17 protein-coding genes and 1 tRNA gene are annotated in these 20994 nt (G+C 62.6%); 8 read left to right on the top strand and 10 right to left on the bottom strand.

The features are described 5' to 3' along the window. Nucleotides 1–192 precede the first annotated feature (192 nt). From CLV78_RS19475 to CLV78_RS19485, 3 genes are read left to right on the top strand one after another with little or no spacing between them, the layout of a single operon-like run. Entirely contained in the window at nt 193–924 is a 732-nt protein-coding gene (locus CLV78_RS19475) for a response regulator transcription factor (RefSeq protein ID WP_106207184.1), read from the top strand. Continuing rightward, nucleotides 921–3395, top strand: a complete 2475-nt coding sequence (locus CLV78_RS19480) for an ATP-binding protein (protein ID WP_106207186.1) — start codon at nt 921–923, stop codon at nt 3393–3395. The genes CLV78_RS19475 and CLV78_RS19480 overlap by 4 nt, the downstream gene beginning before the upstream one ends. Then, nucleotides 3382–3981 carry an HAD family hydrolase gene (locus CLV78_RS19485; protein WP_158263611.1) on the top strand — a complete coding sequence of 200 codons (600 nt, stop codon included), beginning with the start codon at nt 3382–3384 and terminating at the stop codon, nt 3979–3981. Before CLV78_RS19480 ends, CLV78_RS19485 begins: the two co-directional genes overlap by 14 nt. A 259-nt stretch (nt 3982–4240) precedes the next feature. On the opposite strand, the gene CLV78_RS19490 is transcribed toward CLV78_RS19485, so the two are convergent. From CLV78_RS19490 to CLV78_RS19505, 4 genes are all read right to left on the bottom strand, one after another. Beyond that, complete coding sequence (locus tag CLV78_RS19490) at nt 4241–5776, bottom strand: sulfatase-like hydrolase/transferase (RefSeq protein WP_106207188.1); 1536 nt, start codon at nt 5774–5776, stop codon at nt 4241–4243. 4 nt (nt 5777–5780) lie between these two features. Next, nucleotides 5781–6647, bottom strand: a complete 867-nt coding sequence (locus CLV78_RS19495; RefSeq protein WP_106207190.1) for a carbohydrate ABC transporter permease — start codon at nt 6645–6647, stop codon at nt 5781–5783. Further along, the gene (locus tag CLV78_RS19500) at nt 6644–7561 is read right to left on the bottom strand and encodes a carbohydrate ABC transporter permease (RefSeq protein ID WP_245925186.1); all 918 of its coding nucleotides are present in this window, start codon (nt 7559–7561) and stop codon (nt 6644–6646) included. Before CLV78_RS19500 ends, CLV78_RS19495 begins: the two co-directional genes overlap by 4 nt. Before the next feature lie 70 nt (nt 7562–7631). Further along, entirely contained in the window at nt 7632–9146 is a 1515-nt protein-coding gene (locus CLV78_RS19505; protein WP_106207194.1) for an ABC transporter substrate-binding protein, read from the bottom strand. Nucleotides 9147–9264: 118 nt separating this feature from the next. On the opposite strand from CLV78_RS19505, the gene CLV78_RS19510 reads away from it, so the two are divergent. After that, complete coding sequence (locus tag CLV78_RS19510) at nt 9265–10182, top strand: LysR family transcriptional regulator (RefSeq protein WP_106207196.1); 918 nt, start codon at nt 9265–9267, stop codon at nt 10180–10182. 186 nt (nt 10183–10368) lie between these two features. On the opposite strand, the gene CLV78_RS23710 is transcribed toward CLV78_RS19510, so the two are convergent. Further along, nucleotides 10369–11361, bottom strand: coding sequence for a LacI family DNA-binding transcriptional regulator (locus CLV78_RS23710; RefSeq protein ID WP_158263612.1), 993 nt, complete (start codon nt 11359–11361; stop codon nt 10369–10371). 115 nt (nt 11362–11476) lie between these two features. Here CLV78_RS23710 and CLV78_RS19525 point away from each other — a divergent pair, with 115 nt between their 5' ends. The 4 genes from CLV78_RS19525 to CLV78_RS19545 all read left to right on the top strand — a co-directional run bounded on the left by CLV78_RS19525 (nt 11477) and on the right by CLV78_RS19545 (nt 15791). Then, entirely contained in the window at nt 11477–12484 is a 1008-nt protein-coding gene (locus CLV78_RS19525; protein ID WP_106207200.1) for a phosphotransferase family protein, read from the top strand. Then, the gene (eno, locus tag CLV78_RS19530) at nt 12481–13791 is read left to right on the top strand and encodes a phosphopyruvate hydratase (protein WP_106207202.1); all 1311 of its coding nucleotides are present in this window, start codon (nt 12481–12483) and stop codon (nt 13789–13791) included. The genes CLV78_RS19525 and eno overlap by 4 nt, the downstream gene beginning before the upstream one ends. Continuing rightward, complete coding sequence (locus tag CLV78_RS19535) at nt 13788–14651, top strand: fumarylacetoacetate hydrolase family protein (RefSeq protein ID WP_106207203.1); 864 nt, start codon at nt 13788–13790, stop codon at nt 14649–14651. Before eno ends, CLV78_RS19535 begins: the two co-directional genes overlap by 4 nt. Nucleotides 14652–15038: 387 nt before the next feature. Beyond that, nucleotides 15039–15791 carry an SDR family oxidoreductase gene (locus CLV78_RS19545; RefSeq protein ID WP_106207207.1) on the top strand — a complete coding sequence of 251 codons (753 nt, stop codon included), beginning with the start codon at nt 15039–15041 and terminating at the stop codon, nt 15789–15791. Between the two features lie 511 nt (nt 15792–16302). On the opposite strand, the gene CLV78_RS19550 is transcribed toward CLV78_RS19545, so the two are convergent. The 5 genes from CLV78_RS19550 to CLV78_RS19570 all read right to left on the bottom strand — a co-directional run bounded on the left by CLV78_RS19550 (nt 16303) and on the right by CLV78_RS19570 (nt 20806). Then, nucleotides 16303–16379, bottom strand: a tRNA-Pro gene (locus tag CLV78_RS19550). 52 nt (nt 16380–16431) lie between these two features. After that, nucleotides 16432–17412: a DMT family transporter gene (locus tag CLV78_RS19555; protein ID WP_106207209.1), complete on the bottom strand. Its 981-nt coding sequence runs from the start codon at nt 17410–17412 to the stop codon at nt 16432–16434. A gap of 191 nt (nt 17413–17603) precedes the next feature. Then, nucleotides 17604–18710: a 3-isopropylmalate dehydrogenase gene (gene leuB / locus CLV78_RS19560; protein WP_106207211.1), complete on the bottom strand. Its 1107-nt coding sequence runs from the start codon at nt 18708–18710 to the stop codon at nt 17604–17606. A gap of 168 nt (nt 18711–18878) precedes the next feature. Beyond that, entirely contained in the window at nt 18879–19943 is a 1065-nt protein-coding gene (locus CLV78_RS19565; protein ID WP_245925188.1) for an endonuclease/exonuclease/phosphatase family protein, read from the bottom strand. Between the two features lie 26 nt (nt 19944–19969). Continuing rightward, complete coding sequence (locus CLV78_RS19570; protein WP_245925194.1) at nt 19970–20806, bottom strand: hypothetical protein; 837 nt, start codon at nt 20804–20806, stop codon at nt 19970–19972. Nucleotides 20807–20994 lie beyond the last annotated feature (188 nt).

Here is a 20994-nt window from a genome sequence, read left to right on the forward strand (position 1 = left end):
TCCACCGCATGGTCGCGGAAAGTGTGGCATCAAGCAGAACGCCAAGCGAGCGATGTGAGCGTTATCAGCGCGCGTTTCGGCTGTTTTTTGATGAACAATGTTACAAACCCGGCCAAAGAGGATGACGTTTACCCCTGTCAGGGCGCATGTTGGCCACCAGATCGTCGAGCGCAGGGGAGGCGCGTGAGACAGATGACGGACCCCAAGGACAGACGACCCGTGGTTGCGGTGATCGATGATGACGCCAACCTTCGGCGGACCGTCACGGCATTGCTGCACGACAGCGGATTCGAGGCCGTCCCGCTGGCCGACGGCGCCGCCTTTCATGCGCGCGGACCGAAGCCCGGGGTTGATCTTGCACTGATCGACCTGAGACTGGCGAACGAGAATGGATTGGAGCTTGCGCAGGCCCTGCGTCGGCGACACGGACTTCCCATCGTGATGCTTACCGGCCGTGGTGATGAAACCGACCGGATCGAAGGGCTCGAAACCGGTGCCGACGACTACATGATGAAGCCGTTCAACCCGCGCGAGTTGATTGCCCGAATTCGTGCCGTCCTGAGACGCGCCGGCCATCCCGGCATGGTGTCACCCGACCGCGATGACGCGCATCAAATTGCGTTCGGCGGGCTACGACTGGATCTGGAGCGGCGGGATCTTGTCGCCGCCAATGGCACCGAGATCGCGCTGACCAATGCCGAATACAGGATTCTGCAATACCTGGTTCTGAACCCGGGCCGCGTGATTCCACGCCCGGAACTCATGGCCGAGCTTGGCGCGGATCTGAACCACTACGGCGACCGAACGATCGACGTGTTGATCCTGCGGCTTCGGCGCAAGATCGAGCCCGTGCCCTCAAAACCCGTCCATCTGCAAACTCGACGCGGCCAGGGCTACATTTTCCTGACTGGCTCCTCGCCATGAAACGCATCTCTGTTCGCGCACGTCTGCTTTTCGCGCTTGCCGCCCTGACCCTTGCGACCTTCCTTGTCGGAGCAATAGCGTGGGCGGTCCTTGAACGCACGACGTCCCGCGTCGACAGGTTGCATGGCGATACGCTTTCTTCGGTCGACGCTGCAATGACCCTCTCGCGACAAGCCGCCGCGATCGCCACGAACGCCCCCTACCTGCTTCTCCTCGACAGCCCGTTCCGCATTGCACAGGAGGGCGAGGAAACAGTCACAGTGATAGACGAGATTGCCGCAGGGCTGGCCGAAGGGGACCCGCTTGCCGAAACACTCGCCGACATGCGGACGGCGACGCTCGAAATGGTCTCCGATATGCAGGCGCGAGCTGGCTATCGCGATCAGACACTTCGCACCAATGCGACCCTGGCAAAGGCCGAACGACGCTTCGCCCAACTGGCGGCGAGTACCGATACCCCGCTTGCGGAGCGGCAGGACTGGTTCGCGCTCCAAAGGCTTGCGGATGCCTTGCTTGGCGCGGGTCGGGCGGAGAACCTGATCGGGGTCGGTGAGTTTCAGCGCTCCTATCACCACTTGCGACGGGTCGCCAACACGGACGGGATGCGGGAGGGTCACGACGATCTGGCTGAACTCAGGACGCTTGCAGAAGGGCGGGAGGGCCTGTTCGAGTTGCGCAGGCTGGAACTCATGCACCAGATCGGCGCACAGGGAGCGCTGGTGCGGGTTCGGCTGGGCGCGGCGGCAGTTATCGCCCACGCCGAAGCGGTGACCGCCGGTGCGCAGACCGCAATCGCCGCCGAGCGGGCCGAAACCACCAGCGCAATCGCGCTCCGCAAAAGCACGATCCTGGTGGTTGTCCTTGCGTCGGCCGCTCTCGCATTGTCAGCCGCGCTCTATGTCTCCGGCTATGTCACTGGCAACCTGCGCGCCGTTTCGGATGGGATGATGCGTCTGGCCGCTGGCGACCGTTCCCTTCGACTTTCCCGCGGCGAAGGGGCCGGCGACGAGATCGGTAAGCTGTTCCACGCTTTCCGGACCTTTCGGGCGAATGCGATCCGGCTTGACCGCTCGAACCGGCGTCTCGCAGAACGCAACGCCCTGTTCGAGAAGATGATGAGCGGCATCACCGATGGGGTCGCGATCCTGTCGGATACCGGCACAATCATTGCGCGGAATGATCGGCTTGCGCAGGTGCTCCGGCTCGACCCGGCCATGGATATCAAACGTGTTGGGCTCGATGAACTGGTCGCTAAGGGGGGCTGGAAGGAGACACCCGGCCCGACCGGAATCCAGATGCTGGCGACGGACGACGGCCACTTTGCCGTGCGCCGCGAAAGCCCGTTGCCGGGGGGCGGCGCCGTTGTGCTGATTGCCGATATTACGGAGCAGCGCCAGATCGATGACCGGATGCAGCAAATCCGCAGGATCGAGGCTCTCGGAAAGGTCACGGGCGAGGTCGCACACGATTTTGGCAATATCCTGTCGACTATCAACGGCAGCCTCCACCTGATGGAAACGGCGTCGCCCGATGTTCAACGAGAGCTCGTGGGCTCGATTGCGAACGCCGCCGAGATCGGGACCGCACTGGTGCAGCGCCTGCTTGCCTTCGCCCGTCGACAGAAGCTCATGCCAGAGGTGGTGGAACTCAACGCGCTGATCGAGGGTATGGCCGACCTCGTGGCGATGGCACTCCGCGAGGAGATCCATCTTGAAACCCGGGTAGCGCCCGAAGCCATAGACGTTTGCGTTGACCCCGGGCAGCTTGAAAGCGCCTTGCTCAACCTCTGCCTCAACTCCGCACAAGCGATTGACGGCGCCGGGGCGATCACGATTTCGGTCGCCACGGATGGTGATCGCGCGGTGATCGAGGTGTCCGATACCGGATGCGGGATGAGCGCCGAGACTGTCGAGCATGCGATGGAACCATTCTACACCGCGCGCGCCGATGGCACCGGCACGGGGCTCGGGTTCGCCATGGTCTACGGCTTCATCAGCCAGTCCGGTGGCGAGGTCCAGATCCTCTCCGCACCCGGTGCGGGAACAACGGTTCGAATGTCCCTTCCCCGGGCCAACCCCGTTATCTCGCCGGGCGTTCATTGGGATCGCGTGCTGATCGTCGAGGACGACCCCAAAGACCTCGCGGCGGCCCGGGCAATCCTGAAAGACCACGCGGCACGAATTGTCGAGGAAACGACGACCGACGGCGCCCTTGCCCGGCTTGATGCGCAATCCTTCGACCTTGTCGTCTCCGACCTCTCGCTCGGCGGCAGCCCGGGTGGATGGCGCATTGCGTCCGCGGCTTTGTCGTCGGGGGCAGCGCGCTCGGTCGCGATCGTTTCCGGTCGGTTGCCGGCGACAACGCCCTTCAACGGGCAATATGGTGCGTCGCTCGTGACCCTCACCAAGCCATTCGACATTGCGACCCTCCATGCTGCACTCGGAAAGGACACCACACATGACCGCGCATGACGCGAAGGCGGTGATCTTCGATTGTGACGGCACGCTGGCGCTTACGGCGAACCTGCATTTTGACGCCTTCAATGCCGCGCTCGCCCGACAAGGCGCACACATGAATCGTGAGTGGTATGATGCACGCAAAGGCCTCGACCGGAACGACCTGATCACCGAGTTCTCGGCTCAACACGCAATCGAGCTGGACCGAGCCCGCATCGTTGCCGACAGCCGGGCGATCACTGTGGAACGCGCCGCGCACAGCGCGGTGGAGAACCCGCCGGTCGCAAATCTGGCAAGACGGCTGAAGGGCACGGTGCCGATCGCGGTCGGCTCGAATGCGGAGACCGACGTGGTCCGCGCAATCTTGCGTGGAGCAATGCTCGACCAGCTGTTCGACGTGGTGGTCACGGTTGTCGAGGCACTCCATCCAAAGCCGTCTCCGGCGATATTCCTTCTCGCCGCAGAACGGCTCGCCGTTGCCCCGAATGAGTGCCTGGTACTGGAAGATTCGGAGCAGGGTATCGAGGCCGCAATCGCTGCCGGAATGAACGTGCTGGACGTACGGCTTCCCGAAACCCTATCGCGGATCGACACCTGGTAGAAACGCTCACGCGACGCGGGGCTAGGCGTCGTTTGCTCTTTGCCGAGCCGTGAGGCTATCGGTGTGGGTCCTGACCCCGGGGCTGCGCGCGACGGGCACAGTGGGGGTTCCCCGGGCCGAAAAACCAAGCATCCGGGCGGCCATCCGCACCACTCGGGTCGCGCATCGTGTCGAGATATCGCCCCTTGAGCTCACATCTGCCTGGCGCTCTGGGAATTGTCACGCGATCGGTACCTGCCGCGCGACACCGCCGATGGCTTCACGCCTGCGCGACGCGTGGGGTTTTCATCGGCTCCGATTGCAGGATGGCCTGGATCATCCTGTGCATCAGGTCTCGCTTGAGAGGTTCGTGCTGCGGATCGTTCCACAGGTTGCGCACTTCGCCGGGATCCGTTTGCAGATCGAAGATTTCACCATGCCCTCCTTCCCGGTAGACCGAGATCTTGTACCGCGCATCAACATAGGTGGTGACGTGCGGCATTGCCGGATTGTGGCGGTTCTCGCAAAGCGCATGGTTGCGTGGCGCCACCTCATTCCCTTGCCAACAACCCACCTGCGATACGCCTTGCAGATCATCGGGCGCCCGTCCCGTTGCGGCCTCCAGGAAGGTCGGTGTCAGATCCAGCAAGCTCTGGATGTCGTCGCTCACGCGGCCGGCGGGCACCTTCGAGGGCCAGCGCACGATGAACGGGACTTTCAGCATGTCCTCGTAGTGGAATGGTCCCTTGGCAACCAGCCCGTGCTGGCCAAGGAAGTGGCCGTGATCGGTGGTGAACACGACCAGCGTGTTGTCGGCGATCCCAAGCTCATCCAGACGGTTGAGGATGCGGCCGACCTCCCTGTCGAGAAAGGACATCATGCCATAGTAGGTCGCCATGTCCTTCTTCAGGTCGTCCTCCGGATACAGGTGGCTCGCACAGCCATGCGCCTCATGCGGATCGTGCCAGCCGTCAAAATCCGGCGCTTCCTGCTGCGTTTTCGCGAAATGCGGAGCGTTTCGATCATGCTCCCCCGCTGTGAGCCTGCCGGGTTCCATATCGTCCGGATCGTACATCGACGCCCAGGGCTCCGGCACAGTGTACGGCGGATGAGGGTCGGGGAAGGACGTCCAGAGGAAGAACGGCTGCCCGGCCGCGGCTTTCTCGTCGATGAACGCGCAGCTGCGTTCGCCAATCCAGGTCGTGTAGTGATACTCCTGCGGTAGGTCCCAGCTTCTCCCCTTGCGCGCCCAATACGGTGCGCCCGGGGCCATCTCCGGCGCTTTCGTTGCAGTGTCGCCGGGAACCGGCTGGAAATACTCCTTCCAGTCCTTCAATCCCTTGTCTTCCATCCACGCGGCGTAGTGCTCGCCGACATGTGGCTCGTCGGCGTGATTGCGGCACAGCTCGATATGGTCGAAGCCGAAATAGGGACCGTTGAAGCCACGCCAGAAATCGAGGTCGCGCAGGATCGGCTGTTTTTCGAGCGAATCCCCGGCCAGCGGTTGGAAATGCGCCTTGCCGATCAGCGCGCAGGTATACCCTTCAGCCCCAAGCTTCTCACCAACCGTCGGCACATCTTTCGGCAGACCGCAGCCAATGGTCCAGGCGCCGTGCTGGCTCGGGTACAGGCCGGTGATGATCGAGGCTCGGGACGGCGTGCAGGTCGGAGCCGGACAATAGGCGCGGTCGAAACGGGTTCCCTCGCGGCAGAGCCGGTCCAGGTTCGGCGTGCGGATCCTCGGGTTGATGGTCCCGAGCGCCGTGAAGTGCTGCTGGTCCGTGGTGATGAGCAGGATATTGGGGCGATCAGGCATCCGATTAACCTTTCACGGCGCCGGCGAGGCCATTGATGAAATAGCGCTGCAAGAGGATGAACAGCACCACGATGGGGACAATGGAGATGGTCGCGGCAGCGGCCATGCCGGTCCAGTCGATGAACTGCTCGCCCTTGAAGGCGTAGATGCCAACAGAGAGGGTGCGGATGGCCGGGTTGGCGAGCGTGACAACCAGCGGCAGCAGGAAGTCGTTCCAGGCGTGCAGCACCTGCATGATGACGACCGTCACGACCATCGGGCGCGCAAGCGGCAGCATGACGTACCAGAAGATCCTCAGGAAGCTCACGCCGTCTACTCGCGCGGCCTCCTCCAGTTCGCGCGGAAGCTGCGCGAAATAGCCTGCGAACAGCACGACGAAGATCACCATCGCATGGCCCGACGTGGCGATGGTCAACCCGAAGAGGTTCGACGACAACCCAAGACGCGACAGCAGCTCGAAGACCGGGATGATGGTGAACCCCTGCGGGATGAACACTGTCGCCACGAAAGCAAAGAAGATGACATTTCGGCCTGGAAAGCGGTAGCGCCCGAGCACGTAGCCCAGCATCGAGGTGCAGGTTGTCACGATCACCACCGAACCGACGGTCACGATCAACGTGTTGAAGAAGTAGCTGCCCATGTGCGCCTCGGTCCAGGCGCGGGCGTAGTTCTCGACAGCCCAGCCCTGCGGGATAAGGCCGGGATTGGAGAACATCTCTGCATTGGACTTGAGCGAGGTCGAGATCATCCAGACGAAGGGATAGATCCATATCAGGCAAATGACGGTCAGGAAGGCCGAGACAAGCCCGATCCGCCAGTTGGCGCGATGGTCGCCAAAGACGATGCGGAGCGGAGACAGACGCGATCTCATGAGCGGATCTCCTTGGCGCCGGCACGGGCACGTCGCGTGGCAATGGCCTGCCCGATGGTCAGCGACAGGACGACGAAGCCGAAGAACACGCCCGCCGCCGCCGCATAGCCGAGCCGCGGAATAGAGCCGTCGCCGGTCGCGAATGCGGTTCGATAGATAAAGATCTCCATCACCTCGGAGGCGAAGAACGGCCCGCCATTGGTCATCGACATGATCAGCGGGAAGACATTGAGCGCCCCCACCGCCGAGATGAGCGTGATCGCCACGGCGAAGGGCAGCACGATGGGCAGCACGATGTACCAGACCAGCTTCGCGCCCCGGCACCGATCGAGCTTGGCGCTGTCATAGACATCGTCGGGCACGGTCTGAAGCGCGGCGAGCCAGTAGATCATGGTGATTCCGAGCCACTTCCAGACATAGACGCCAATCACCGAGGGCATCACGGTGTCGGTGCTGCCGAGGAAATCCACCGGCCGGGTGATGATCCCGAGATCGAGAAGCAGCCCGTTGACCGGCCCGTTGAAGGGCGAAAGCAGGAAGGTCCAGATGATGCCGATCACCGCCACGGGCGTGACCACGGGCAGGAAGATCATGGTCCGGAACCATGTCGACATCTTCAGAAGTTGGTTGTTGAGCAGCACCGCGAGCACGAGCGAGATGGTCATCTGCAACGGCACCGTGCCCAGCAGGAAGATCAGCGAGCGGCGGAAGGCATCCCAGAAGATCGGGTCGGAGAAGAGCTTCACGAAGTTCCCGAAACCGACGAAGACCTTGTCCGAATTGAAGCCGGACCAGTCGTGCAGCGCGTAGTAGCACGCCGCGAATATCGGGTAGAACACGAACATGCCCCCCAGGATCAGTCCCGGGAGAAGCATGAGGTAGTGATACCTGTATCGGTGCAGTGTCTCGAACACCTGCCAAACCTCGCGTGTTTTGGGATGGGGCCGCCCTGACAGGAGGAGGCGGGCGGCCCCTTTCAGCCGATCAATAGTCGGCAGCTCCGAAATCTTCGTCCGGATTCCAGTTCGAGAAGACGAGATCGGCCCGATCCACCGCGGCGCCGTCTGCCTTGGCCTTGGCAAAGGCGGCGTCGAGCGCGGTGTTGTAGCGATCCTTGAGCGCCTTCATCTCCTGTGCGACGCCTGTCAACTCGCCGGCGACCAGCCCCTGCACGGTGCGGGCAAAGTTCACCTCGGGTGCCTGGAAGGCCCCGATTACCTTGCCCAGTTCGGAATTTCCGACCACAGGGTTCGGTCCGACGCGGATCACCTCGTTGAAGTGTTGCAAAATCGCCTTTGAACGGTGGGACATATCTGCCCCGTCCAGCGCCTCGGGGAAGATCGGCGGATCCCCCGCGCCCACTATGTTCGCCCAGGCAGTCTGCCCCTCGACCGTGCCGAGGTAGTGGAAGATATCACCGGCGATCGGGCCAAGATCCGACCCCTTGAACAGCCACATAGTGTTCGGCGCGAGCGCTCCCTGACCGATGGTGAGCTTGCCGGTGGGGCCTTCATCGGGCACCGGCCCGGAGGAGACGCCGAAGTCGAACTCGGGGTTCTGGCCTTCCCAGCCGCCAATGTTCCATGGGCCTTGCAGGATCATGCCCGCGGCACCCTGAGGCATGAAGGCGCGCGCTTGCGGAGCGTTCATTGACATGATGCCGGGGAAGACGGACCCGTCCGATTGCATGGCGATCAGCAGTTCGATTGCGGCGATATACTGGTCGCTGTCGAAGACGTAGTCGCCGGTGCGGAAATCGATATCCGCCTCGATCACGCTGTCGCCGCCGGCAGACGCCCCGGCCATCCGGCCCATGTTGCGCACGGTCTGGCTCCAACGGCCAAGCTGGTTGCCGCCGATGATGAAGCCGAAATAGCGGCCTTGCCCAGCCTCGGTGATCTTCTTCGCCGCCTCGCGGAAATCGCTCCAGGAAAGCGGCTTGTCTTCGGGATCAAAGCCCGCCGCTTCCATGTACGCCTTGTTGTAGAGCAGATGGGTGCCGTAGCGCTTGTTCGAGGTGAAGGGCAGGCCATATGTCTTGCCGTCGAACTCGTTGATGCCCGGCAGGAAGGCACCGGCGGGGAAGCCGGCCTTCCACTCCGCGATGTTCGGGATGAAATCGTCATAGGGCTGAACCCAGCCCTGCGCCACGGCATCTGCCGGATTCACGTTCTGCGGCAGGGCAAAGACATCGTGGGCAGAGTTGTTGCGCACACCAAGCGGCACAACCTGCGCGATCTCGTTCCAGGGCAGCGCGTCATAGACGACCTCGATACCGCGATCCTTGGCATAGTCCGCGAAGAACTTCTTGTAGAACACTGCCTTCTGGTCGCCGGAATCGATCCAGCGAAAGGTTGCGCCATTGGGTATTTCGTTGATTGCGGCCGGAACGGACTGCGCACGGGCACGCCCCGCTCCCATTGCCGAAACGGCCAGTCCTGCGGTTGTTCCCAGTACAAATGCGCGGCGCGACAGGCCGCCGCTGGATTGTGTCTTCATGATCTCCTCCCAGATCTGACTCAGAGCGAGTCGTGGATTTCCTCGACACAGACCCTTGCCGTTTCGTGCAATAAATGGAAATTGACATTTTTTTGTTTTCGATAGATTTTTCTGATCGATGCTGGACAATCTGGACTTCCTGAGGCGTTTTGCGGCCGTTGCCGAACATGGCACCATCCACCGGGCGGCCGAGGTTGTCGGCATTTCGCAACCAGCCCTTACGCGCTCCATCAAACTGCTGGAGGAGCAGGTCGGGGCAGCCCTTTTTGAACGTCGGTCTCGCGGCGTCCACCTGACGCCATTGGGCGAACGTGTACTGGCCCAGGCCCGCCACCTGATCCGGGAAAGCCAGCTGGCAGAGACCGAGATCCTATCCTATCGCGAGGGTGAGCAGGGAACCTTCCGGATCTCCGCCGCCCCCGTCTGGATGACGGCGATCCTACCCCAGGTCGTGGCGCAGTTGCATCGGCAGTTCCCCTCTCTCGCCATCCAGTTGGAAGCCGCCAACTACAGCGAGGCCCTTCCGAAACTCGCGAATGCCGAATGCGATGCGTTCTTCGGTGGATTCCAGAGGATCGAGGCCTTGCAATCGTTCCTCGTCCGCCGCCCCTTGTTCCATTCCCATCTCCAGATACTCGTCCGAAAAGGGCATCCGATTTTTTTCCATGATGGCATCACCCCCGACCATCTGCTGGAGTATCAATGGGTCTCTTTCCAAAGCGATGGCGCCTATCTGGACGCCGCCCGTCAGGCGGTCCAGGCTCGAACCGGCAAATCCATCACCGCAGCGGTGCAGTGCGACTCCATGCTGACGGCGTTGGAGCTTCTGCGCCAGGGGGATTATCTCGCCCTCCTTCCCTCCAGCTTCCTGTTTTCCACCTATGGCGACGGGCTGACAGCGGTTCACTCCGGGCTCGACACCATCGTTTTCGAATCCGGACCCATCTTTCGCCGCAGCCTGCTGTCGAATTCCGCCTTCACGCGATTGCTTGAGCTGGCCGAGAACCGGGCCAAGGTTCTGGGGTTGCTGTCATGAATGAAGCACCGACGGGCGCATCATAGACGCCACTTCGGTTTTTGACCGTCGGCACCCCGTGTTGCACGACGGCGGAACTAAGGATCTGAGATCAGTTTTTCGTTCTTGATACCAGCGTGACCCCCTCAAAAAATCCAGCACGGGTGACACGAAAAGAACCGGCGGAACACTAGCCAGGCCCCGCAGTCAGCCAGAGCTGCGGATGATGAGTTCGGCCGGAAGAGACACGGTCTTGTGATCCTCCGTCTGGCCCCGGGACAGCAGTTCGGCGGTGCATCGTGCGAGGTCGTCAACCGGAAGCGACACCGTGGAGATGCCGCCCTGTATCCACTCGTAGAAAGAGGGATCGCCATATCCGATGAATGCCAGCCCTTCGGGAAAGTTCACGCCGTGGCGCAGGCACGTCTCCAGCGCGCCATTCGAGATCTCGAAGCCACCGCAAACCAGAGCCGTCGCGGCCTCAGGGCCATGCAATATCCGACCGGCGCTGCGCCGACCCATCTCGAAGGATGGCGGTGACGTCTGAACAAGTTCGGGCAACGGTTCCATCCCGTTGCGCCGCATGGCGTTGCGGAATGCCGAAAGGCGTTCGCGACCGGATGACAGGGCCGTATGCGCCCCGATATAGGCAATGCGATCATGCCCGTTGGCAGCGAGACGATCCACGGCGGCGCCGATTGCGGTGACATCTTCGAGCAGAAGGCAGGCGGCCTCTGGAAGCCCGGTCCGCTGTCGGATCAACTGGACCACCTGCATGTCCTCCAGATACCTGTTCGTCACCACGTCCGGTTCGCCGGGGGCCGGGACAAGCACAACGCTGTCGGCCTGAACCTCGCGGAGGCGAAGCAGGGCATGCGCCTCACGTTTCTGATCGTCGTTGGTCAGGTGAGTGATGACCTGGATTCCATGCGGCTCGCAGGCCAGCGCAAGGGCGTTCGCGAACCGGGCATAGAATTCGTTGACGATGTTCGGCAGCAGCAACCCGATAATCCCGGTCGCGTCTCCGCGCATGGCCGTCGCGGCCGCGCTCTTGACGTAGCCAAGCTCCCTTGCCCTTTCGAGAATGGCCTTGCGTGTTTCCGCCCGCACACTCGGGTGGTTGGTCAGCGCCCGGGAAACGGTCATGTGTGAAATGCCGAGGTCCTGCGCGATAGACTTGATCGTGACCCTCTGTGCCAATGCGGCCCCTCCCGTCGGTTCCAGTCTCCTGACATTCTCTCGAAGCGCTGTCTTGACAGTATAAGCACCTAAACCATATCTGTTCACGTGAACAAAGAAAAGATGACGCGGGGCAATGTCGCAAGACCTGGCAGAACGATGCGCTGAACTTGTCGCGGAACTGGGGTTGGCAAACCCCGGAACGGATGTCCGGATTCGCCCCCTCACAGGCGGGGTGGCGTCCGACATTGCCGTCGTAGAAACCGAGCAGCGCGACGTGGTTGTGAAGTTTGCGCTGGCGAAGCTCAAGGTCGCCGAGGATTGGTTCGCACCGGTGCATCGCAACAGGGCAGAATACGCCTGGTTGAAGTTCGCGCACGACACTTGCCCGGCGAATGCGCCGAAGATCTTTGGCCGCTCCGAGGCTCTGCAGGGTTTCGCCATGGAGCTCCTGAAGGGCGAACACGTCTATCTGTGGAAGGATCGCCTGCTGTCTGGAGCCGCGCCGGATGGGGAGGCTGCAAAGGTTGGCGGCTTGCTCGGCCGTCTCCACGCAGTGTCCTCCCGCACGGATTTCGACCGATCCGCATTTCGCAACCGCGATGATTTTCATGCCTTGCGACTGGAGCCCTACCTGTCCTTCACGGCGGGTCGGCATCCGGATCTTGCAATGCGCATCAACGGGCTGGCCGAGGCGCTTCATGGCTCCGATCAGGTTCTGGTGCATGGCGATGTCAGCCCCAAGAACATCCTCGTCCGCGATGGCACGCCGATCCTTCTGGATGCCGAATGCGCCACGATGGGCGATGCGAGCTTCGATCTTGCGTTCTGCCTCAACCACCTCGTGTTGAAGGCGCTTCACATGCCTACCAACCGCGATGCCCTGTGCGCGGAGGCCCAGTCGCTCTGGAATGCCTATGCTCCGCATGTCTGCTGGGAGGCGGCTGCCGATCTGGAGGCGCGCACGGTCGCGCTCCTGCCGGCGCTGATGCTCGCGCGTGTAGACGGAAAATCGCCGGTCGAATACCTGGACGAGACCGGGCGGCGCAGGGTGCGGACCCTCTCGCGACCGCTGATTGCGGAGCCCGCGGCGACGATTTCGGACTTCATCGATATCCTCAAGAAACAAGCGAGACACCAATGAGCAGCGAAATCGCCTCCGTCGAGGCGCTTCGGGTCTGGGACAGCCGCGGCAACCCAACCGTCGAAGTGGCCATCACCACCGCAAGTGGGGCGCAGGGGCGAGCCATTGCCCCGGCGGGCGCGTCACGTGGCAGCCGGGAGGCACTGGACCTGCGCGACGGCGGCTCGAAGCTCGGCGGCATGGATGTTCGCAAAGCCGTGGCCAATGTGAACGAGGTCATTGCACCCAAACTGATCGGCATGGATGTGAACGACCAGCGCGGCATCGACGACACCATGATCGCGCTGGATGGGACGCCGCTGAAGTCGACCCTTGGCGGCAACGCCGTTGTGGCGAGTTCCCTGGCGGTGATGCATACGGCGGCAGCGGCCGAGGGCGTTCCCCTTTGGGCGCACCTGGCGAAGAAGTACGAGCGGCAGCCGTCGATACCGCTGCCCGAGATCCAGATCTTTGGTGGTGGGGCTCATGCCTCGCAGCGGATCGACATCCAGGACTTCATGGTCATGGTGCCGGGCGCCTCGGATTTCGAAGAGGTCATGGAGGTCACCAGCGAGATCTTCCGCGCTGCGGGGTCGCTAATGACCCAACGGGGTGGTGCCGTTGGCGTGGCGGACGAAGGTGGCTGGTGGCCGTCGTTTCAGACCAATGAAGAAGGGCTGGAACTGCTGGTGGAGGCCATCGAACTGGCCGGCGAGACGCCCGGCGACCGGGTGGTCATTTCGCTCGACATCGCGGCCTCAGAATTCGCATCGAACGGCAAGTACCGCCTCGGCCTCGAAGATCGCGACCTGAGCTCCGACCAGATGATCGCCCTGCTGGGCAAATGGATCGACACCTATCCCATCGCCTCCATCGAGGACCCGTTGGACGAGGACGACCGCGAAGGGACCATTGCCTTCACACAGGAATTCGGCGACCGGATCCAGATCATCGGCGACGACTACATCACCACCAGCGAGACGATGTTGCGCAAGGCCGCCGGTGAGGGGGCCTGCAACGCGGTGCTGGTCAAGGTAAACCAGGCCGGCACCGTGTCCGAGATGCTCGACACCTTCATGGCGGCCGAGGACTTGGGCTATCGCAACGTGATCTCCGCACGCTCCGGCGAAACGGAGGACGTGTCGATCACGCATATGTCCGCCGGGCTCGGCGGGGGGCAATTGAAGGTCGGGTCCTTCACCCGCTCCGAACGGATGGTAAAATGGAATGAATGCCTCCGCTTGCAAAACGCGCCCGGCATGGGCGGTTTCGCGGCCGGGGAGAGCCTCGCCAACACCTGGTGGGGCAAGAAAGGACAGCAAAGATGAAACTGATGCGTTTCGGCGACCGCTACGGCGCCAAGACACCCTGCATTCTGGATGCCGACGGCACGCCGCGCGACGTCTCCTCCATCGTCGGCGACTTCGGGCCGCGGACCATGTCACCCGAACTGCTGGCGAAACTGAAGGCCGCCGATCTGTCGGCGCTTCCGACCGTCGACACAGCCGGCAAGCGCATCGCGCCCCCGGTGGCGCAGCCCTTCAATATCTGGTGCGTCGGGCTGAACTACTCGGATCACGCGGAAGAAGCCGGGATGGCGATCCCGGATGAGCCGATCCTCTTCAACAAGTCCTCGGCGACGTATTGCGGACCCAATGACAACCTCCTGTACTCGCCGAAGATGACCAAGCTCGACTGGGAGGTCGAACTGGGCATCATCATCGGCAAGCCGACACTCGGTATCGCGAAGGAACAGGCGATGGATCACGTCGCCGGTTTCGTGCTGGTCAACGACGTGTCCGAACGCGCCTGGCAGTTGGAGCGTGGCGGGCAGTGGGTCAAGGGCAAGTCCTTCCCGAACTTCTGCCCCACCGGACCATGGCTCGTATCGCCGGACGAGTTCGAAGACGTGCAGAACCTCAACCTCTGGCTCGACGTCAACGGCCAGCGGATGCAATCCGGATCGACGGCAAAGATGATCTTCGACGTGGAGACCATCGTCTCCTACATGAGCGAGTTCTGCCAGCTTGAGCCGGGTGACCTGATCTGCACTGGCACGCCCCCGGGTGTGGGCGCTGGAATGACCCCGCAAACCTGGCTTCAGGTCGGTGACACATGCGAGCTCGGAGCCGACGGGCTTGGCACCCAGCGGCAGGACGTCGTTGCCCTCGCGGACCGAACGCAGTGAATTCGGACCGCCTCACTTGCACGGGCAACGTCACTCCCGGCCGATGCAAGAGCATCGGCCCGGCAGGTGTCGAGCGGCCGTTGCAGGAAGGCGACCCGCGGGCCTCCACCCGCTCCGCATCGAAGACCGCCGTGCTCGGTATGATCCGGTCGCGCGGCAGGGAACATGTGAGGAATGCAATCGTAGCGGATGCGCTCGCGCCGGCGGCGCGCGCGTTTGTCCGAACAGGACACGCTGGAAGCTTCAACCTAAGACGCTCCGGGACCCCGCGTGCCCGGTTCATTTTGGTCGAGGAGGTCGTCGGGTTGTGTTCCGAGGAGAACTCCCGTGCCACGGGAGCCGTATTCGACTTTTCCAGCCGCCGCGCCACACACTGAGGAGACCACAATGGCAGAGCCTTCAAGCACGAGATTGGCAGGCAAGGTGGCGGTCGTAACCGCCGCGGGCCAAGGGATAGGCCGCGCCGTTGCGGAACGCCTGCTGGCCGAAGGCGCAGAGGTCCATGCCTCGGATCTGAATCCCGAGACCATCGCGACGTTGGATGGGTGTGCCACCGAGGTTCTGGACGCAACCGATGCCCGCGCCGTCGATGCCTATTTCGGGCGCTTCGCACGGATTGATGTGCTGGTGCACGCAGTGGGCTATGTTCACCAGGGCACGATCGAGGAGTGTAGCCCGGACGACTGGCGACGCAGTATGTCGATCACGCTGGACAGCGCCTACCATGTGCTGGGCGCCGCTGTACCCAAGATGAAAGCGCACGGCGGAAGTATCGTCACGATCGCGTCGGTCGCGTCCTCGCTCAAGGGGTTCCCGAAACGTGCCGCCTATTGCGCTGCCAAGGGCGGCGTGATCGGGCTGACCAAGGCGATGGCGGCGGACTACGTCCCGCAGGGCATTCGCTGCAACGCCGTCTGCCCCGGCGTGGTGGATTCTCCGTCACTTCAGGAACGGATCGGGGAGTTGGCGGAGCAGATGGGCAGCCGCGACGAGGCGCTGAGGTTCTTCATCGATCGACAGCCTTCTGGCCGCTTCGCCGCTCCGGAGGAGATCGCGGGCCTTTGCGCCTATCTTGCAAGCGACGACAGCGCATTTGTCACGGGACAGACACTCAACATCGATGGTGGAATCACCATCTGACCAACGGCGCGGAGCAAAGGCCGGGCCAGTGGGAGCGGTTGACGCGTAGATAGGGACGGGTCAGTCGATCGGCCCGACAACACGAAGAAACCCAACCGCAGGTCGTTGCCGCGATCCGTCGTTTTCTCGCAGTTGCCACGCAGATTTTTCGACCAGATTCCGAGTACTTGGATCGAGGACGTACAAGGGGCGAATTGCCCCTGCCCTCACAAGGTTAGGCGATTCCGGCGCTACCGAACGGAGCCGCCCGTGCATTGGGAATGCGGTAGGGGCAGGTGTCAGAGCCAAGTGCGAGACTGAAACCATGTCCGAGCGTATTTCAGGAGACGACCCTGCTTGCCGTTCTTCCGTGCCGGCTGACGCTTCATTGCCGCTTGCTGCCATGTTTGCTGATTATCGCCCCGCCGTCTGCCTCTACGCTTCGGGCGCTCGGAGTGGCGTGAGAGCGACAGGAAGTTGCTCGCCAACGCGTACAATCCTGGGCAACATCTTTTACAATAAATGGTTGAATTGGTCGGAGTGAGAGGATTCGAACCTCCGACCCCTGCCTCCCGAAGACAGTGCTCTACCAGGCTGAGCTACACTCCGACCGTGACGCAGGCGATTACAGAACCCGGCCGGGAAAGACAAGGGCCAGCGGTCACCCTTTCGTCGGATTGTCCAGTTTTTTTGCGGGCTCGCCATTTCGACGGAGAAAGCTGCCGGCGCGCAGGAATGTGCCGGTCTCGTGGCGGGTGCGCGTTCGCAGGACCGGGCGATTGGACACGCTGCTGGTCCGGCTCTCCCGCATCAGGATGTATATGCCGCTGCTGATGATCACGCCGGCGCCTACAATGGTCGGCAGATCCGGTCGTTCACCGAAAAAGATCATCCCGTAGAAGGTCGCCCAAAGGATTTGAGAATACTGCATCGGTGCGACGATCACTGCTTCTCCGGTCTTGTACGCGGCGATAACGCCAAGCGTGGCGCAAAATGCCAGCACTGCAACTGCGGCCTGCGCGGCAAAGTCGATCCCGGAGGGCGGGATGTACACGAAAGGCAGGATTGCGCCCATCACGATCACATTCGCGACCATGGGGTAGAGGAGGAAAACCACGCTGCGTTCCGCATGGCCGACCTTGCGCACGATCACCGAGGCCAGCGCGCCACTGAAGGCCGCGATCAGGGCTGCCGCATGTCCGAGCGTCAGTTCCGCAGCACCCGGACGCAGCACAATCAACACACCGATCAAGCCCGCGAGGACTGCGATTGCCCGGTGGATGCCGACTTTCTCGCCCAAAAGCGGGATGGACAGCAGCGTGATCACCAACGGCATCGCGAAAATGATGGCGTAGAACTGCGCCAGCGGCAGCGTGGTGACGGCATAGAAACCGCAGGCACCTGTCACCATGACGGCGAAGGTGCGCGTTGCGGTCCAGCCCGGATGGCGCGGCCGAAGGTTTGCGTCCGTGTTGTCGTGCATCAGCATCAGCGTTGCGAGCGGAAAGCCCAGCAAGACGCTGAAGAAGACGATCTGAAACGTCGAATAGGTACCGCCGAGGTATTTGACCACGACGTCATGTGTTGAGAACAGGCCGAAGGCCAACAGCCCGAAGAAGGCGGCTTTGGTGTTTGCGTGCATGGGAACGGTCCCGACTCTCGTCAACCGGGGAATAACCTACCGTTACTGCCGTTCAAGCGCCGTGAAAAGAGGGCGTGGCGGGAAATCGCCGGTGGCCCTCGGACACCATTCGCAATGCTGTGCCGGTTTGCCAGCGCAAGGCCTGCGCAATGGGTGTGCGGCCCCCGCGATCCACGGGGGCCGCATGGGAACTACAGAGAGGCGTCGAGTGCCGCGATGATGGCGTCGCCCATTTCGGCGGTGGAGGCCGGGGTGTCGCCTTCGGCCTGCATCAGGTCAGCCGTGCGCACGCCCTGGGCCAGTACCTGCTCCACTGCGGCTTCCAGCCGGTCTGCTTCAGCGCCGAGGTCGAAGGAATAGCGCAGCGCCATGGCAAAGCTGAGGATACAGGCGGTCGGGTTGGCCTTGCCCTGCCCTGCGATGTCCGGAGCGGAGCCATGCACCGGCTCGTAGAGCGCCTTGGGGCGGCCATTGGCCATCGGGGCACCAAGGCTGGCGGACGGCAACATGCCGAGCGAACCGGTCAGCATGGCCGCCACATCGGAGAGCAGATCTCCAAAGAGGTTGTCGGTGACGATCACGTCGAACTGCTTGGGCCAGCGGCAGAGCTGCATTCCGCCCGCGTCGGCATACATGTGCGACAGCTCGACGTCTGGGTATTCCTCGTCGTGCACCTTCTGGACGACCTCCCGCCACAGGATCCCCGACTCCATCACGTTGGCCTTCTCCATGGAGCAGACCCTGTTGTCCCGGCGCTTGGCCAGTTCGAAGGCGGAGCGTGCGACGCGTGCAATCTCGCTCTCGGTGTAGCGCTGGGTGTTGATGCCCACGCGCTCGTTGCCTTCCGTCATGATGCCCCGGGGTTCACCGAAATAGACGCCGGAGGTCAGCTCGCGGACGATCATGATGTCGAGACCGGACACCACGTCGCGCTTGAGAGAGGAGAAATCCGCCAGCGCGTCGAAACATTGCGCGGGGCGCAGGTTGGAGAAAAGGTCCATCTCCTTGCGCAGGCGCAGCAGGCCGCGTTCCGGTTTCACCGAGAAGTCGAGATCGTCATACTGCGGGCCGCCAACTGCGCCGAGCAGAACCGCATCGACTTGCTGGGCCTTCTCCATCGTCTCGTCGGACAGCGGCACGCCATGGGCGTCGTAGGCCGCGCCTCCAACGAGATCCTCGGAAACGTCAAAGGCCAGATCGCGTTTTGCGCCGAACCAGTCGATGACCTTGCGAACCTCGGCCATGACTTCGGGGCCGATGCCGTCGCCGGGAAGGATCAGGAGGGAGGGGGTGCTCATCGTCTTGTGTCCTTGCAGGAAATGTCCCAGCGGGGTTACCCGCGCCCGCCTGAGGGGTCAAGAACCCCGGTACATCCGCAATCGCATCCGCCTCCGGTCGTTGCCGCGGTGACGCCCAACAACTGCCGGGGCAGGAGTGATCCCTTGCCGCAATGGACCGCAGGACCACTACGGCAGGCGGAGATCGACCCAGACCAGCCTGTGGCGGGAGGCAGCCTCAACCAACTCCAGCCCCACGCCCCCGGACGGCCAGAAAACCCCGGCATCAACGACCTCGACATCCCGGGAAGGAAGGACATAGTCCACGCGCAGGTTGCCCGGCCCATTGTCCTCCGGCTCCGACCAATCGGCGGTGTCGAGTCCCGGATCGCCTTCGTGGCCACGGCTTTGCGCAACGGCGCCACCGTCGCTGCGCGGACGGGCATCCTGCAGGCGCGGGTGAGAAAGAAGCTCAGTGATCTGCCGGTGCAGCCCCTCGCCGTCCTGTGGATCGAGATTGGCCTTGCCCAGAACGACCAGCGGACCGTCGGCTCTCACACCCATGGCGCCATCGAGAACGCGCGCCCAGAGGGCGATCTCATCTGCATTGCGCAGCCCGTTTCGATCTTCCGTCCCGTCAAACACCGGCGGCGTCGCCGCAAAGGCCAGAAGCGTCAAAGTGGCCCCGTCTGGCAAGCTGACTGGCACCATCAGATGCGTCGTGGAGGAGAGGCGCTGTACCTCCTCTACAGCCACGGAGAGGAATGGCCCGGCATCGGTGAAGGGCAATCGCGCGCCGGGGAGATCCCTCCACAGCAATCCCGAGAAATCGACCACCCCGGTCTCGTGCAGGGGAAACCTGCTGAGAAGCGCAACCCCGCCCTGCCCCGCAAAGCGCCCGTAGCCTTGCGCGTCGCGCGGCTCACCCAAGCGACCGTTCCGGTCCAGATCGAGCCCAGTCGCCTGCCCTGCATTGGGCCGGGCACTAAAGGCATAGGGATAGTCGACCCCGCTTTCCGACAGGACGCGCGCAAAGGCCTCCAGCGCGGCCCGCCCGTGATCGTAGTCGAAATCGGTCAGAAGCACGACGTCGGGCCGAACCGTGGCAATGACATCGGCAACGGCGGATATCTGTGGATCCTGCCCTTTCAGGATATCACGCAACAGAAGGCCCGGACCCTTTCGAGACAACTCGGTGGAGAATGTCGCGACGCGGATCGTCTCGGGCCCGGCAGACGCAATCGTCGCGAGCAACGTCAGTACAGCCGAGAAAAGGAGCGTCAGGCGGCGAGAATAGCCTCTGCGTCCGGCACCTCGGCGCGGCGACGCTTGAGCAGGATCATGTCTGCGATCCGCGCCATCGCAATGCCGCGCATGAACAGGCTGAGAGGCAGAAACGCCCATAGCGACACCATCCAGATCATTGTCTGCGGTTCGGTCGCCATGGCATTTCCGAATAGGTCCGCCGCAGCCTTGCCGATCGCCGGGATCAGGAATGGCAGCAGAAACCCTAATGCAAGGTTAACGCGTGCATCGCGATTTAGCCGGTCGACAACGTCGCCTCCGGCCGTCGGGTCAAAAGTCGGCAGGTTGATCCAGACATTGAAGGCGCCCGATTTGGCGGGCCAGTTCTTCAATTTCAGGATGAGGTAGAAGAAGGTAATCGCCAGCAGGCCGATCAGGTAGGCCATCCCGGCCGCAGTCCGGGTCATGGAGACGGCCTCAGCCGATGCCCCTTCCGGAAGCCCGAGGATAACAAGGCGAACCGGCGAATACGGGAAGTCCAGGGCGTGGCCGATCACCAGACCGACGGCTTCAATGAAGAGCGTCAGGCCATTGGGATCGGTCTGTCCGCGCGCGATGATCGCCAGAACGAAAACGGTCAGGAACAAGGACATGTACCGGATCCGGTTGAATGGCGGCGCATCCCGGAACTCGATCAGGCTGGGATAGACGGATACGTAGTCGAAAAAGGTGAGGCCGGCGCAAGCCAGCGCGATCAGGACAACGATCTGCGTCGTGTCAACGCTGACCGAAGGCAGCAGAAGCGACGGAGTTGCCACCAGAACGGCAACGAGTATGGCGCGCACCCCTGCGCTAGTCATCTTGCTCAGCACGACCCGATCCCCTTGTTCCGGTCGGTCGCGATACGATGCCGCGGCCTTTTTCCGGACACTGCCCGCCGGGCTCGACGGATTGCCACATTTCTGCCCAATTTAGTGCCCGCTTTCCCCTAACCCCTCAAGTCTCGGTTAAGGTTAACAAAAACATTCGGGCCGTTTTGCGGGAGAACTGGTGCGCCTTT

Source organism: Aliiruegeria haliotis, from assembly GCF_003003255.1.
GTDB lineage: Bacteria > Pseudomonadota > Alphaproteobacteria > Rhodobacterales > Rhodobacteraceae > Tropicimonas > Tropicimonas haliotis.